This window comes from Variovorax sp. (assembly GCF_965279555.1).
GTDB lineage: Bacteria > Pseudomonadota > Gammaproteobacteria > Burkholderiales > Burkholderiaceae_C > Variovorax.
On sequence record NZ_OZ257247.1, the window covers coordinates 51,158 to 66,891 of the forward strand.

Below are 15,734 nucleotides of genomic sequence, written 5' to 3' on the forward strand. Positions count from 1 at the left end.
GCGATACAAGAGACATCCCATGAAACTCCCCACCCAAGTCAAGATCGTCGACGTCGGCCCGCGCGACGGCCTGCAGAACGAAAAGCAGCCGGTCTCGGCCGAAGTGAAGATCGGCCTCGTGCACCGCCTGCAGGACGCGGGCCTGAAGGAGATCGAGGTCACCAGCTTCGTGAGTCCGAAGTGGGTGCCGCAGATGGCAGACAACGCCGAGGTGATGCACGGCATCCGCCGCCAGCCCGGCGTGCGCTACTCGGTGCTCACGCCGAACATGAAGGGCTTCGAAGCCGCCATCGCCGCGCCGCGCGAGGAGTGGCCCGACGAGATCGTGGTGTTCGGCGCCGCCAGCGAAGCCTTCAGCCAGAAGAACATCAACTGCTCGATCGCCGAGAGCATCGAGCGCTTCGCGCCCGTGGTGGCCGCGGCGCTCGAGAAGGGCATCCGCGTGCGCGGTGCCATGTCGTGCACCGTGGGCTGCCCCTATGAAGGCGATATCGCGCCGGCCAAGGTCGGTTATCTCGCGCAGCTGATGAAGGGCATCGGCGTGCAGCGCGTGGACGTGGCCGACACCATCGGCGTGGGCACGCCGCGCAAGGTGCAGGCGGCAATGGAAGCCACGCTGGCGCACTTCGAAGTCGACGCCATTTCAGGGCACTTTCACGACACCTACGGGCAGGCGCTGGTCAACACGCTGGCGGCGCTCGAACTGGGAGTATGGAACTTCCAGTCGTCCTCGGCCGGCCTGGGCGGCTGCCCCTACGCCAAGGGCGCTACGGGCAACGTGGCAACGGAAGACGTGGTCTACATGCTGCACGGCATGGGCATCGAGACCGGCATCGATCTCGACAGGCTGATCGACGCGGGCGTGTACATCAGCGAGGCACTGGGCCGCGAGCCGAACTCGCGCGCGTCGAAGGCCATCCGCACCAAGCGGGCGGGTTGAAGCATGGACCTGCATGTCTGGCTCGCATTCCTGGTGGCGAGTTGCGTCATCGCGGTGTCGCCCGGTTCGGGCGCTGTGCTCAGCATGAGCCACGGCCTCAGCTACGGCGTGCGTCGCACCACCGCGACCATCGTCGGCCTGCAGCTGGGGCTGGCGGTGATCCTGCTGGTGGCCGGCCTCGGCGTGGGTGCTGTGCTCACCGCCTCGGCCACCGCTTTCACGGTGATCAAGGTGGTAGGCGCCTGCTACCTGCTGTGGCTGGGCTGGCGCCAATGGCGCGCGCCCGTGGCGCCGGCGGCGAGTGCAGAAGGCGGCGAGGCCGCGCGCGAGCCCGACCTCACGGCGCCCCAGCGCGTGCTGCGCGGCTTTCTCACCAACGTGACCAACCCCAAGGGCATCGTCTTCATGGCCGCGGTGCTGCCGCAGTTCATCCAGCCGACGCGCCCGCTGTGGCTGCAGTTGCTGGGGCTGCTGGCCACGACGGTGATGGTCGACGTGACCGTGATGCACGGCTACGCCTGGCTGGCCGCGCGGCTGCAGGGCGTGCTGCGCAGCGTGCGCGCCCGGCGCGCGCAGAACCGCGTCTTCGGCGGCGTGCTCATGACCATGGGCGCGTTCCTGTTCCTCTTCAAGCGCAGCGCCTGATAGATTCGAAACCCATGTGCGGCTCCGAACTCCACTCCCTCCCCGAAGGCGTCCAGCGCGTTTCCCGCGTTCTGCAGGACGCCGGCCATCCCCATTCGCCACGCATGCTCGATGACGCCTGCCGCACCGCGCAGCAGGCGGCCGACGCGCTCGGCATTTCCGTCGGGCAGATCGCCAAGAGCATCATCTTCCGCCGCAAGAGCGACGAGGTAGCGGTGCTGGTCATCACCTCGGGCGACAAGCGCGTGGACGAGAAGAAGGTCGATGCGCTGATCGGCAAGACCGGCCGCGCCGACGCCGACTTCGTGAAGGCGCGCACCGGCTTCACCATCGGCGGCGTGTCGCCAGTGGGCCACTTGACCAAGCCGGTGGTGCTGATCGACCGCGAGCTGTTCCGCTTCGAGGAAATCTGGGCTGCGGCGGGCCACCCGCATGCGGTGTTCCAGCTGCGCCCGCAAGACCTCGAGAAGCTCACCGGCGCGCCGGTGGCGGACGTGGTGTGAATTTCGGCGAAGCGCAAACGCTGGCCGAGCGCGCCGTGGCCGTGCAGGCCATGGCCGAAGACGTGCCCTCGCCTTGCTCGTCGGTGTGCCGCATGGACCGCCTGAGCGGCTTCTGCGAAGGCTGCCTGCGCACCATTCCCGAAATCGCGGGCTGGAGCAAGATGGAAGACGAGACCCGGCGCCATGTGTGGCGCGCGATAGAGTTGCGGGCGCTCGCCGGCATCTGGCGCGCCCCAGGAGACCACGCCGCATGAAGCACATCGACTTCTATCTCGACTTCATCTCGCCCTACGCGCACCTTGCGTTCGAGCACCTGCCGGAGGCGCTCGAAGGGCTGAGCTACAACGTGGCCTACAAGCCGGTGCTGCTGGGTGCGCTGCTCAAGCAGCACGGCCAGCTCGGCCCGGCGGAGATTCCGTCCAAGCGCAGCTGGACCTACCGCCACGTGCTCTGGCTGGGCCACGCGCACGGCATCCCGATCGAGATGCCCGCCTCGCATCCCTACAACCCGCTGGCGCACCTGCGGCTCGCGCTGTCGACCGGCGACGACGGCACCATCAGCCGCCTCGTGGCCGAGACCGTCTTTCGCCATGTGTGGCGCGGCGGCGAGGAAGCGGGCGACTCCGCGCGCCTTGCCGCGCTCACCGCGCAGCTCGAGCCCCTGCGCGACGCGAACAGCGACGAGAGCAAGGCCCTGCTCAAGCGCAACACCGAAGAGGCGCTGCAGCTTGGCGTGTTCGGCACGCCGGCCTATGTGGTCGACGGGCGCCTGTTCTGGGGCTTCGACGGCCTCGCGATGCTGCGTGCCTACCTGAGCGGCGACGCATGGTTCGACGGTCCGCAATGGACCGCGGCCGACCAGCGCCCGTCCCTGCTGCGCAGCAGCAAGCCGGGCTGAGGACAAACCCGAGCAAGGGTCCGATTTCTTACAAGCTGAAACGCACTGCGCGGGTTTCACCCTAATCCGTAAGCGCCGATTCAGTTTCGCGAAAGCCTCGGGTCAGTCGCGCCTCCAAGAATGCCTCACGGTCTCCGGAATCGGGGAACCGCATGGACGCATACACACAGGAGACGACCAAATGGCAGCCACACTAGATTCGCGGGGAGTGCCGCATCCGGCCCCCCGGCCCATGTCAGCCGAGGAGAAGAAAGTCATCTTCGCCTCGTCGCTAGGCACTGTGTTCGAGTGGTACGACTTCTACCTCTACGGCTCGCTGGCCGCGATCATCGCCAAGCAGTTCTTCAGCGGCCTGGATGCGGGCGCGGCCTTCATCTTCGCGCTGCTGGCGTTCGCCGCCGGTTTCCTGGTGCGTCCGTTCGGTGCCATCGTGTTCGGCCGCCTGGGCGACATGATCGGGCGCAAGTACACCTTCCTGGTCACGATCCTGATCATGGGCCTGTCGACCTTCATCGTCGGCCTGCTGCCCAGCTACGCGACCATCGGCGTCGCGGCGCCGGTGATCCTGATCGCGCTGCGCATGCTGCAGGGCCTGGCGCTCGGCGGCGAGTACGGCGGTGCAGCCACCTACGTGGCCGAGCACTCGCCGCACGGCAAGCGCGGCGCCTACACCTCGTGGATCCAGACGACGGCCACGCTCGGCCTGTTCCTGAGCCTGCTGGTGATCCTGGGCGTGCGCGAAGGCCTGGGCGAAGCGGTGTTCAACGACTGGGGCTGGCGCATTCCGTTCCTGGTGTCGATCCTGCTGCTGGGCATCTCGGTGTGGATCCGCCTGACGCTGTCGGAATCGCCCGCCTTCCAGAAGATGAAGGCCGAAGGCAAGACCTCGAAGGCGCCGCTGTCCGAGTCCTTCGGCCAGTGGAAGAACCTGAAGATCGTGATCCTGGCGCTGGTGGGCCTGACGGCCGGCCAGGCAGTGGTCTGGTATTCGGGCCAGTTCTACGCGCTGTTCTTCCTGACGGCACAGCTGAAGGTCGACGCGACCACGGCCAACCTGATGATCGCCGCGGCGCTGCTGCTGGGCACGCCCTTCTTCGTGATCTTCGGTACGCTGTCCGACAAGATCGGCCGCAAGCCGATCATCATGGCCGGCTGCCTGCTGGCCGTGGTCACCTACTTCCCGGTCTTCAAGATGCTGACCGAAGCCGCCAACCCCGACCTGGCCCGCGCGCAGGCCACCGCCGGCGTGACGGTGACGGCCGACCCGGCGACCTGCTCGTTCCAGGGCAACCCGGTGGCCCGCGAGATCGACTTCAAGAGCTCGTGCGACATCGCCAAGCGCTACCTGGTGCAGAACTCGGTGAGCTATGAGAACGTGGCCGGCGCGCCGGGCTCCAAGGCCGTGGTGAAGATCGGCGACAAGACCGTCGAGGCGCCCATCGGCAACGTGGTGAACCTCAAGTTCGACGAGAACTCCGCCAAGGAAATCGCCGCCTTCAAGAAGGGCGTGGCCGAAGACCTGAAGGTCGCGGGCTACCCGCCCAAGGCCGACCCCGCGAAGATGAACAAGGTGCTGACGGTGCTGCTGCTGTTCTGGCTGGTGCTGCTGGTGACCATGGTCTACGGCCCGATCGCCGCGATGCTGGTCGAGATGTTCCCCACGCGCATCCGCTACACCTCCATGAGCCTGCCGTACCACATCGGCAACGGCTGGTTCGGCGGCCTGCTGCCGACCACCGCCTTCGCCATCGTGGCTTCCACCGGCAACATGTACAACGGCCTCTGGTACCCGATCATCATCGCGGGCATCACGCTGGTGATCGGCACGCTGTTCATCCGCGAGACCAAGGACGTGGACATCTACGCCAACGACTGAGTCCGCCGCAAGCAGGAGGGAGCAACGCCCTCCGTTCGACAAAGAGGCTTCATGCCACCCCGCATGAAGCCTTTTTCTTGAGCCCTTTCCCTTCATTCCAGTTTTCAGGAGACCAGACCCATGTGGAAGATCGTCGTCGGCTTCATCGCTTTTGCCGCACTCGCCCTGTTCGTGATTTCCAAGGCCGGCGACAAGGTCGACATGTCGGGCGAGAAGCACGGCGGCGACACCGCCACGCACGAGCCCGCGCCGGCCGCCGCGCCGAAGTAGGTTCGCGGAACTGGCTGGCTAGCGCTTGAAGCGGCCGTCGCTGATGATCGACAGGTCGGCGAAGTCGATGCCGCTGTGGTCCTGCGGCGAGTAGCTCACCTCCAGCCCGCCGCCCAGGTCGAAGCCCTTGATGGTCTCCAGCGCGGCCGTCACCTTGGCGCGCGTGGGCTTGGGGCCGGCGCGGCGCAGCGCCTCCACCAGCACCTTGGCCGACGCGAAGCCCTCGAGCGCGGCCGGCGACAGCTCCGCCTGGCCCTTGGCCTGCGCCAGCGTCAGCGCTTCCTTCACCATCGGCTGGCCCAGCGAGCGTTCGTTAGGGAACACCTGCGTCACGATCACGCCCTTGCTCGCATCGCCCAGTTGCTTGATGAAGCCCGACGAGGCGTTGTTCGACAGCGTGACCACCTGCGCCGCCGAGCCCGCCGCGCGCAGCGCCTTGATGCCGTCCACCACCGCGACGCCCGAGCCGATCCACACCACGGCCTGTGCGTTGGCCTCCTTGATGGCCGGCACGATGGTCTTGTAGTCGGGCTTGTCGCGGTCGGCCGGAATGGTCGCGGTCGGCTTGGCCCCGCCCTTGGTGAAGCCGGCCATCGCCCCCTCCAGCGCGTCCTGCCCGAACGAGTCGGTCACGTACACCACCGCGATGCGCGTGAGGCCGATGGTCAGCAGGTGCTGCACCGCCTTCTCCGCCTCGCGCTGGTAGGTGGCGCGCACGTTGAACACATGCTTCTGCAGCGGCTTGTGCAGCACCATCGCGCCGGTCGAAGGGCCGATGAGCGCCACGTCGTACTTGTCGAGCCAGGGGATGATGGCCTGCGAATGCGGCGTGCCCCGGCTCATGAAGAGCGCGAGCACTTTCCTGTCCTCGATCAGCGCGCGGGCGTTGTCGCCGGCGCGCTTCACGTCGAAGCCGTCGTCCATGCGCAGCACCTCGATCTTCTCGCCGTGAATGCCGCCCTGCGCGTTGACCGCGTCGATCACCAGCTGAGCGCCGCCGATGGTCTCGTTCACGCTCGCGGCCACAGAGCCGGTCATGCCTGCGGTCTGGCCGATCAGGAGCTGGGCCGATGCGCCGACGGCGCTGAAAGCCAGCAGGGCTGCGGCGCAAAGCGTGCGCGTCTTCGTCATGGAAACCTTTCGGAACAGGGCTGGAAAGCGGTGCGTGAATTGGCGTAAACAAACGTCGTATTTGTTTCCAGAAGTGTCTCGAACTCCATTCGGACAAACCCCTGCGCGGGCACGGACCTTGTGACCCACTGCGCAAACCCGTCATGGACCACTCCCTAGAATGTTTGCCCCACCCCTCAAGGCATTCATGACACAGGGCTCCATCCGGATTCGCGGCGCGCGCCAGCACAATCTCCAGAACCTCGACCTCGACATCCGCACCGGCGAGATGACCGTGGTCACCGGGCCGAGCGGCTCGGGCAAGTCGAGCCTCGTGTTCGACACCCTCTATGCCGAAGGACAGCGGCGCTACGTGGAGACCTTCTCCGCCTACGCGCGCCAGTTCCTGGATCGCATGGACAAGCCGGCGGTCGACAAGGTGGAGGGCGTGCCGCCCGCCATCGCCATCGACCAGACCAACCCGGTGCGTTCCTCGCGCTCCACGGTCGGCACCATGACCGAGCTGAACGACCACCTGAAGCTGTTGTTCGCGCGCGCGGCCAACCTGTTCGACCGCGAGACCGCGCTGCCGGTGCGGCACGACTCGCCAGACAGCATCTATGCGCAGATCGTCGAGCGCGCGGCCGCCGCGGGTGACCCACGTCTGGTGGTCACCTTCCCGGTCGAGCTGCCCGCGAGCACCACGGCAGAGGAAGTCACGCAGTGGCTGTCGGCCAGCGGCTTCACGCGTGTGCAGGCTGAGCGCGAGGTGGCCACGCCCACCGGCCCGCGCAAGGTGCTCGACGTGGTGGCGGACCGGTTCCGCGCCTCGAGCGCCGAGCGTTCGCGCGTGGTGGAGGCCATCGAGGTCGCGCTCAAGCGCGGCAGCGGGCGCGTCACCGTGCATGCCACGGGAGCCGAGGAAAACGCTGCAACCGACGTGTGGAAGTTTTCGACCGGCCTGCACTGCCCCGAGAGCGACATCCGCTACGCCGACCCGATCCCGTCGATGTTCTCGTTCAACTCGGCCGTGGGCGCCTGCGACACCTGCCGCGGCTTCGGACGCGTGATCGGCGTCGACCTGGGCCTTGTGATTCCGAACGACAAGCTCACGCTGCGCGCCGGCGCCATCAAGACCATCCAGACGCCCGCCTGGAAAGAAGCGCAGGACGACCTCATGCGCCATGCCGAGACGGCAGGCATTCCGCGCGACACGCCCTGGAACAAGCTCACCGACGAGCAGAAGCACTGGGTGATCGAGGGCACGCCCAACTACAAGGAAGGCAACTGGAACAAGCAGTGGTACGGCGTGCGCCGCTTCTTCGCCTACCTGGAGAGCAAGGCCTACAAGATGCACATCCGCGTGCTCTTGTCCAAGTACCGCAGCTACACGCAGTGCCCGACCTGCAGCGGCGCGCGGCTGAAGCTCGACAGCCTCATCTGGCGCATCGGCAGCAAGGAAGACGCCGACGCGGTGCTGCCGCCCGGGAAGCGCTTCATGCCGACCGGCGCGAAGTGGACCCGCGCGCAGCTGGAGGCGCTGCCGGGTCTGTGCCTGCATGACCTGATGCTGCTGCCTATCGAGAGGCTGCGGAGGTTCTTCGACCGCATGGGCCAGGGAATGGCTCCCTCCCCCTCCGGGGGAGGGCAGGGGTGGGGGCAGGCGGCGCTAGCAAGCCCGGCTGCCTCGAATGAGGCCGAGAGCCCCCATCCCAACCTTCCCCCAGCGGGGGAAGGGGCAAGACAGGGCGAGGCCCAGGCGCTGAAGCTGCTGTTCGAAGAAATCACCACCCGCCTGCGCTACCTCCACGACGTCGGCATCGGCTACCTGACGCTCGACCGCCAGAGCCGCACGCTCTCCGGCGGCGAAGTGCAGCGCATCAACCTCACCACCGCGCTCGGCACTTCGCTGGTCAACACGCTGTTCGTGCTCGACGAGCCCAGCATCGGCCTGCATCCGCGCGACATGAACCGCATCACCGAAGCCATGCTGCGCCTGCGCGATGCCGGCAACACGCTGGTGGTGGTCGAGCACGACCCGGCCGTGATGCTGGCTGCCGACCGAGTGATCGACATGGGCCCCGGCCCAGGCGCGCGCGGCGGGCAGATCGTGTTCGACGGCACCACCGACCAATTGCGCGACGCCGACACGCTCACCGGCCAGTACCTGGGCGGGCGCAAGAAGATCGGCATGGGCTTCAAGCGGCTGGTGAGCGAGAACACGCACCGGCTCATCCTCGAAGGCGTGCGCGAGCACAACCTGAAGAACGTGACGGTCGAGTTCCCGCTGGCGCGGCTGGTGTGCGTCACCGGCGTCAGCGGCTCGGGCAAGTCCACGCTCATACAGGACGTGCTGGCGCCCGCGCTCATGCGCCACTTCGGCAAGGCCACGGAAACGCCCGGCGCGCACGACCGCATGCTCGGCGCCGATCACCTGGGCGACGTGGTGTTCGTCGACCAGTCGCCCATCGGCAAGACCGCACGCTCCAACCCCGCGAGCTACGTGGGCGCGTGGGACGCCATCCGCGAAATCTTCGCCACCGCGGCGCTCTCGCGCCAGCGCGGCTACACCGCGAGCAAGTTCAGCTTCAACTCCGGCGACGGGCGCTGCCCGACCTGCGGCGGCTCGGGCTTCGAGCACGTCGAGATGCAGTTCCTGTCCGACGTGTACCTGCGCTGCCCCGACTGCGACGGCAAGCGCTACCGCCCCGAGATCCTCGAAGTGCGCGTGGAGCGCAAGGGCAAGAGCTACAACGTGGCCGACGTGCTCGACCTCACCGTTGCCGAAGCGGCGGCGGTGTTCGAGGCCGACCGCGACGTGCTGCGCGTGCTGCAGCCGATTTCCGACGTGGGCCTGGACTACGTCAAGCTCGGCCAGCCCGTGCCCACGCTGAGCGGCGGCGAGGCGCAGCGCCTGAAGCTCGCCGGTTTCCTGGCCGAGGCCGCGAAGAACGCGACCGCGAGCAAGCAGTCGGTGGCGCGCAAGGGCACGCTGTTCCTGTTCGACGAGCCGACCACCGGACTGCACTTCGACGACATTGCGCGGCTGATGCGCGCGCTGCGCAAGCTGCTGGACGCTGGCCATTCGCTGATCGTCATCGAGCACAACCTCGACGTGATCCGCGCGAGCGACTGGCTCATCGACCTCGGCCCCGAAGGCGGCGAAGGCGGCGGCCAGGTGGTTGCCGAAGGCACGCCGGAGCAGCTGCGCGAGAACCGCGCATCGCTCACCGGCGCCGCGCTGGCCGACTACGAACTGGCCATCGGCCCCGATGCCTACAAGGTGGCCGAGCGCGCCGCGCGCCGCTACATCGCCAACGCGAAGACGGCGCCGGGCAGCAACGCGATCGAGATCGTCAACGCGCGCGAGCACAACCTGAAGAACCTGAGCGTGGACATTCCGCGCGGCAAGTTCAGCGTGGTGACCGGCGTGAGCGGCTCCGGCAAGTCGACGCTCGCGTTCGACATTCTTTTCAACGAAGGGCAGCGCCGGTACCTCGAATCGCTCAACGCCTATGCGCGCAGCATCGTGCAGCCGGCCGGCCGGCCCGAGGTGGACGCGGTGTACGGCATTCCGCCGACCGTGGCCATCGAGCAGCGCCTGTCGCGCGGCGGCCGCAAGAGCACGGTGGGCACCACCACCGAGGTGTGGCACTTCCTGCGGCTGCTGTACGTGAAGCTGGGCATCCAGCACTGCATTCACGACGGCGCCGCCGTGCAGCCGCAGACGCCCGACAGCATCGCCGCGCAGCTGATGCGCAACTTCAAGGGCCAGCACATCGGCCTGCTCGCGCCGCTGGTGAGCAACCGCAAGGGCGTGTACACCGAGCTGGCCGACTGGGCGCGCCCGCGCGGCTTCACGCACCTGCGCGTGGACGGCGACTTCCTGCCGACCACCGGCTTCCCGCGCATCGACCGCTTCAAGGAGCACAGCATCGAGCTGCCGGTGGCCAGCCTCGACGTGCTGCCCTCGAAGGAGACCGAGCTGCGCGAGGCGCTGACCAAGGCGCTCGAACACGGCAAGGGCGTGGTGCATGTGCTGAGCGAACTCGACGGCCTGCGCGCCGCGATGATGGCGGGCGTGTCCGCCGCGGGCATCGGCCGCGTGAACGTGTTCTCCACGCTGCGCGCCTGCCCGGTGTGCAGCACCAGCTACGCCGAGCTCGATCCGCGCCTGTTCAGCTACAACAGCAAGCACGGCTGGTGCCCCGATTGCGTGGGCACCGGTGTCAAGCTCAGCAAGGACCAGCGCAAGGTGTTCGACGACTCCGTGCGCGACGACGACAACAAGGGCCGCGAGCAGACCTTCGCCGAACCCGAGGTGGAAGACCTGGCCGACGTGGTCTGCCCGACCTGCGAGGGCACGCGCCTGAATGCCACGGCCCGCGCCGTGGGCTTCGGCACCGCGGCCGACGGCACGGGCGGCATCGGCATCACCGAGCTGGCACGCATGAGCGTGACCGAGGTGCGGCAGTGGTTCGAAGGGCTGGCGCTCACGGGCCGCGAAGCCGAGATCGCGCGCGACCTGGTGCCCGAGATCAAGAGCCGGCTCGAATTCCTCGAAGAAGTGGGACTTGGCTACCTCACGCTCGACCGTGGCGCGCCAACGCTCTCCGGCGGCGAGGCGCAGCGCATCCGCCTGGCGGCTCAGCTCGGCAGCAACCTGCAGGGCGTGTGCTACGTGCTCGACGAGCCGACCATCGGCCTGCATGCGCGCGACAACCAGATCCTGCTGAACGCGCTGCACAAGCTGGGCGACAAGGGCAACACGCTGGTGGTGGTGGAGCACGACGAAGACACCATCCGCCGCGCCGACCACATCATCGACATCGGCCCGAGCGCGGGCAAGCGCGGCGGCCGGCTGGTGGCCGAAGGCTCGGTGGCCGACATCCAGAATGCCGGCGATTCGCAGACCGGCCGCTACCTGCGCGATGCCATCCGGCATCCGCTGCAGGCACGCCGCACGGTCCCCTCGCCCGACCCGAAGGCCGAGGAGAGCGGCGAATGGCTCACCGTGCACGGCGCCGACCTCCACAACCTGCAGGACGTGACCGCCACGCTGCCGCTGCACCGCCTGGTGGTGGTCACCGGCGTCAGCGGCTCGGGCAAGTCCACGCTCGCGCGCGATGTGCTGCTGGCCAACGTGCAGGGCATCGTGGTGCAGCGCATGACCAAGGCGGGCCGCGACGCCGACGCAGCCGGCAAGCGCCCGGCGTGGGCCGGCTGCAAGAAGGTCGACGGCTACGAGACCATCGACCGCGTGCTCGAGGTCGACCAAACGCCCATCGGCAAGACGCCGCGCAGCTGCCCTGCCACCTACATCGGCTTCTGGGACACTATCCGCAAGCTGTTCGCCGACACGCTCGAAGCCAAGGCGCGCGGCTACGGCCCGGCGCGCTTCAGCTTCAACACCGGCGAAGGCCGCTGCCCTGGTTGCGAGGGCGCGGGCGTGCGCACCATCGAGATGAGCTTCCTGCCCGACGTGAAGGTGCCCTGCGAGGTCTGCCACGGCGCGCGCTTCAACCCCGAGACGCTGGCCGTGAGCTGGCGCGGCAAGAGCATCGGCGATGTGCTGAAGATGGAAGTCGACGAGGCCGTCGAGTTCTTCGCGAGCATGCCCAACATCGCCCATCCGCTGCAGCTGCTGAAGGACGTGGGCCTGGGCTACCTCACGCTGGGGCAGCCATCGCCCACGCTGTCGGGCGGCGAAGCGCAGCGCATCAAGCTGGTGACCGAACTGAGCAAGGTGCGCGACGACATCACCCGCCGGGGCCAGAAGCCGCCGCACACGCTGTACGTGCTCGACGAGCCGACCGTGGGCCTGCACATGGCCGACGTCGAGAAGCTGATCCACGTGCTGCACCGGCTGGTGAACGGCGGCCACAGCGTGGTGGTGATCGAGCACGACCTCGACCTGATCGCCGAGGCCGACTGGATCCTCGACCTCGGGCCCGAGGGCGGCAATGCCGGCGGGCGCATCGTCGCGGCAGCGCCGCCGGAAGAAGTGGTGCGGCTGGGTACTCACACCGGGGTGGCGCTGGCGCCAGTCCTGGCGCGCTGACCGCCGCAAGAGTGCGCGCGCTTTCCAGCTGAACGCATAGGCCTTTCGGGGGCCTCGCCAAGGTCTTGGAAAGCGGCGCACAATGGCTTCAACCCTTGGCGCAGGCGCATCCTGAATCAGCCATGGTGGAGACCATGTGAAGGGGTGAAGCGCCGTGTCGTGGGCTACGCAAGGAGCCATGTCATGACCCGCTTCATCGATGTTCACAGCCTGGTCCGCCTGGTGGACGAGACCGGCGTTCCGCAATTCCTCGAGGCCCTGGCCGACTCATTGCGCGACGACTTCCTGCGGTGGCGAGAGTTCGACAAGAAAGCGCGCGTGGCCAGCCATTCGCACCTCGGCGTGATCGAGCTGATGCCGGTGGCCGACGACGGAGCCTATGCCTTCAAGTACGTCAACGGGCATCCCCACAACACGCAGGTCGGGTTGCCCACGGTCATGGCCTTCGGCGTGCTGGCCGAGGTCGACACGGGCTACCCCGTCCTGCTGTCGGAACTCACCCTCACCACCGCGCTGCGCACGGCCGCCACCTCGGCGATGGCCGCGAAGGCGCTGGCGCGGCCCGATTCGCGCAGCCTCGCGCTGATCGGCAACGGCTCGCAGAGCGAGTTCCAGGCGCTGGCCTTCCATGCGCTGCTGGGCATCGAGGAAGTGCGCGTGTTCGACACCGACCCGCACGCCACCGACAAGCTGGTGCGCCATCTCTCTGCCTGCACGCCGCTGGAGATCGTGCGCGCGCGCTCCGTGGCCGATGCCGTGCGCGGCGCCGACATCGTCACCACCGTCACCGCCTACCAGGGCCGCGCGACCGTGCTCACGCCCGACATGATCGAGCCCGGCATGCACATCAACGCCGTGGGCGGCGATTCGCCCGGCAAGACAGAGCTGCACCCCGACGTGCTGCGGCTCGCGCGCGTGTTCGTCGAATACGAGCCGCAGACCCGCGTGGAAGGCGAGATCCAGCAGGTGGAGGCCGACTTCCCGGTGCACGAGCTGTGGCGCGTGCTGCTGGGCGAAGTGCCCGGCCGCGAGAGCCCGGGGCAGGTCACGCTGTTCGATTCGGTCGGCTTCGCTCTGGAGGACTACACCGCGCTGCGCTACATCCAGCGCATTGCCACCGAGCGCGGCATCGGCCAGCAGATCGCGCTGGTGCCCGAGCTGGACGACCCGAAGGACCTGTTCGGCCTCACGGCCTCGGGCCGGCGCCGGGCGGTGCTGCGGCGTGCGGCATGATGGGCGGCTTCACCACCGCAGATGCCGCCTTTCTTCATCCATGCTCACCATCTACAACGACCAGCACGTTCTCCACCAGGGCAAAGTCGAGATGTTCCGCGGCGAGCTCGTGCCGTGCTTCGAGGTGCCCGCCCGCGTCGACCATGTGAGGCATGAACTGGAGCGCCGCGGCCTCGGCACGCTGCAGGCGCCCGATGCGTTCGACGAAGCCTTGCTGGCCAGGGTGCATGCGCCGCGCTACCTGGACTTCATCGCGCATGCCTGGGACGAGTGGGTGGCGCTGGACCCGGCCAACGTGTCGCGCGATGCGCTGCCGTCGTACTGGCCCACGCGCGGCATGCGCACAGACGTGCTGCCGAAGAGCTTTCCGGCGCGCATGGGGCTGTTCTCGTTCGACTCCGGTACGCCGCTGATGGCCGGCAGCTGGGCGGCGGCGCGGCATGGTGCGGCCTGTGCGTGGACGGCTGCGCAGCGCGTCATCGGCGGCGAGCGCGCGGCCTTTGCCCTCACGCGACCGCCGGGCCACCATGCGGGCGCCGACTTCTTCGGCGGCTACTGCTTCATCAACAACGCCGCCGTCGCCGCGCAGGCACTGCGTGACGCGGGCGTCGAACGCGTGGCCGTGCTCGACGTGGACTACCACCACGGCAACGGCACGCAGGCCATCTTCTACGAGCGCGACGACGTGCATTTCGCCAGCCTGCACGGCGACCCGCTGACCGACTACCCGTACTACCTGGGCCATGCCGACGAGCGCGGCGCGGGCAGGGGCGAGGGCTTCAACCACAACCTGCCGCTGCCGCGCGGCACCGACTTCCCGACCTGGCGCGCGGCGCTGAAGACCGCGCTGGCCCGCATCGCCGAGGTGAAGGCCGGCGCGCTCGTGGTCTCGCTCGGCGTCGACACCTTCGAGGGCGACCCGATCTCCGGCTTCAAGCTGAAGAGCGACGACTACCTGCGCATGGGCGAGGACCTGGCGCGCGCCGGCCTGCCGACGGTGTTCGTGTTCGAGGGCGGCTATGCGGTGGCCGAGGTGGGCGTGAACGCGGTGAACGTGCTCGAAGGCTTCGGGCAGGCATAGCCGCCGGCTGGCTGACGCGCAGGTGACTCGGATCGCCCGAATCACCCCTTGCCGGGCGGGAAATCAGGGCAGTCCCGATTGCCTTCGCTCACCGGGCGAGGCCCAATCGGCGCTTTTCCAAGTCAGGATCCAGTCAGCCATGCTCCGCCGCTCCACTTTCATTCGTGCCGCCTCTCTCGTTGCCGCGTGCGGCCTCGTCTCTCCCCTGGCGGCTTTCGCGCAGGGCTTTCCCACCAAGCCGGTCAAGCTGGTCATCGCCTTCCCGGCGGGCGGCCCGACCGACATCACCATGCGCCAGCTTGCCGACAACGCAAGCAAGATCCTCGGCCAGCCGGTGATCATCGACAACAAGCCCGGCGCCGGCGGCACCCTGCCCGCGCAGGCGCTGCAGACCGCGCAGCCCGACGGCTACACCGTCGCGCAGATCCCGCTGGGCGTGTTCCGCCTGGGCTACACCACCAAGATCAATTGGGATCCGCTGAAGGACATCACCTATGTGCTGAACGTCACCGGCTACGCCTTCGGCATCGTGGTGCCGGCCGACAGCCCCTTCAAGACCTGGGCCGACTTCGTCGCCTACGCCAAGGCCAACCCCGGCAAGCTCACCTACGGCTCCACCGGCACGCTCACCAGCCCGCACCTGACCACCGAAATCGTCGCGCAGAAGGCCGGCATCGAGCTGCAGCACGTGCCCTACAAGGGCAGCGCCGACCTGATGCTCGCGGTGGTCAGCGGCCAGCTGATGGCCGCCGCCGACAGCACCGGCTTCGCGCCGCAGGTCGAGGCCGGCAAGCTGCGCGTGCTCAACACCTGGGGCGACAAGCGCCTGGCCAAGTTCCCCGACGCGCCCACGCTGAAGGAACTGGGCTACGACGTGGTGCAGAACTCGCCGTTCGGCATCGGCGCACCCAAGGGCACGCCGCCCGAGGTGGTGAAGAAGCTGCACGACGCCTTCAAGCAGGCGATGGAAGAACCCAGCTACGTGGCGTCGCTGGGCCGCTACGACATGCTGCCGAACTACATGAGCTCGGCCACGTACACCAAGTTCGCGCAGGACACGGTGGTGCGGGAGAAAGCGGTGATCGAGAAGCTGGGGTTGGCGAAGGAGAAGTAAGCC

General features: G+C 68.1%; 12 protein-coding genes. 11 read left to right on the top strand and 1 reads right to left on the bottom strand.

The genetic code is table 11. From position 1 onward, the window contains the following. Nucleotides 1-19: 19 nt before the first annotated feature. The 7 genes from ACQY8B_RS00255 (at nucleotide 20) to ACQY8B_RS00285 (ending at nucleotide 5,132) form a co-directional block, all read left to right on the top strand. Nucleotides 20-940 carry a hydroxymethylglutaryl-CoA lyase gene (locus ACQY8B_RS00255; protein ID WP_422084871.1) on the top strand — a complete coding sequence of 307 codons (921 nt, stop codon included), beginning with the start codon at nucleotides 20-22 and terminating at the stop codon, nucleotides 938-940. Nucleotides 941-943: 3 nt separating this feature from the next. Then, nucleotides 944-1,585, top strand: a complete 642-nt coding sequence (locus ACQY8B_RS00260) for a LysE family transporter (RefSeq protein WP_422084872.1) — start codon at nucleotides 944-946, stop codon at nucleotides 1,583-1,585. Nucleotides 1,586-1,599: 14 nt separating this feature from the next. Beyond that, complete coding sequence (locus tag ACQY8B_RS00265) at nucleotides 1,600-2,088, top strand: YbaK/EbsC family protein (RefSeq protein WP_422084873.1); 489 nt, start codon at nucleotides 1,600-1,602, stop codon at nucleotides 2,086-2,088. Beyond that, the gene (locus ACQY8B_RS00270; RefSeq protein ID WP_081269663.1) at nucleotides 2,085-2,342 is read left to right on the top strand and encodes a DUF1289 domain-containing protein; all 258 of its coding nucleotides are present in this window, start codon (nucleotides 2,085-2,087) and stop codon (nucleotides 2,340-2,342) included. The genes ACQY8B_RS00265 and ACQY8B_RS00270 overlap by 4 nt, the downstream gene beginning before the upstream one ends. After that, nucleotides 2,339-2,986, top strand: a complete 648-nt coding sequence (locus ACQY8B_RS00275) for a 2-hydroxychromene-2-carboxylate isomerase (protein ID WP_422084874.1) — start codon at nucleotides 2,339-2,341, stop codon at nucleotides 2,984-2,986. Before ACQY8B_RS00270 ends, ACQY8B_RS00275 begins: the two co-directional genes overlap by 4 nt. Nucleotides 2,987-3,167: 181 nt before the next feature. Then, on the top strand, nucleotides 3,168-4,862 hold the full coding sequence (locus tag ACQY8B_RS00280; RefSeq protein WP_422084875.1) for an MFS transporter: 1,695 nt from the start codon (nucleotides 3,168-3,170) through the stop codon (nucleotides 4,860-4,862). A 120-nt stretch (nucleotides 4,863-4,982) separates the two neighbouring features. Beyond that, a complete protein-coding gene (locus tag ACQY8B_RS00285; protein WP_422084876.1) occupies nucleotides 4,983-5,132 on the top strand; it encodes a hypothetical protein in 150 nt (49 codons plus the stop codon). A gap of 18 nt (nucleotides 5,133-5,150) precedes the next feature. On the opposite strand, the gene ACQY8B_RS00290 is transcribed toward ACQY8B_RS00285, so the two are convergent. Further along, a complete protein-coding gene (locus ACQY8B_RS00290) occupies nucleotides 5,151-6,263 on the bottom strand; it encodes an ABC transporter substrate-binding protein (protein WP_422084877.1) in 1,113 nt (370 codons plus the stop codon). Between the two features lie 187 nt (nucleotides 6,264-6,450). On the opposite strand from ACQY8B_RS00290, the gene uvrA reads away from it, so the two are divergent. From uvrA to ACQY8B_RS00310, 4 genes are all read left to right on the top strand, one after another. Continuing rightward, complete coding sequence (uvrA, locus tag ACQY8B_RS00295) at nucleotides 6,451-12,303, top strand: excinuclease ABC subunit UvrA (RefSeq protein ID WP_422089123.1); 5,853 nt, start codon at nucleotides 6,451-6,453, stop codon at nucleotides 12,301-12,303. Nucleotides 12,304-12,486: 183 nt separating this feature from the next. Continuing rightward, on the top strand, nucleotides 12,487-13,536 hold the full coding sequence (locus tag ACQY8B_RS00300) for an ornithine cyclodeaminase (RefSeq protein WP_422084878.1): 1,050 nt from the start codon (nucleotides 12,487-12,489) through the stop codon (nucleotides 13,534-13,536). Nucleotides 13,537-13,576: 40 nt separating this feature from the next. Further along, complete coding sequence (locus ACQY8B_RS00305) at nucleotides 13,577-14,617, top strand: histone deacetylase family protein (protein ID WP_422084879.1); 1,041 nt, start codon at nucleotides 13,577-13,579, stop codon at nucleotides 14,615-14,617. 139 nt (nucleotides 14,618-14,756) lie between these two features. Beyond that, nucleotides 14,757-15,731 (top strand): Bug family tripartite tricarboxylate transporter substrate binding protein, encoded by a 975-nt coding sequence (locus ACQY8B_RS00310; protein WP_422084880.1) that lies wholly within the window; start codon nucleotides 14,757-14,759, stop codon nucleotides 15,729-15,731. Nucleotides 15,732-15,734: the final 3 nt, after the last annotated feature.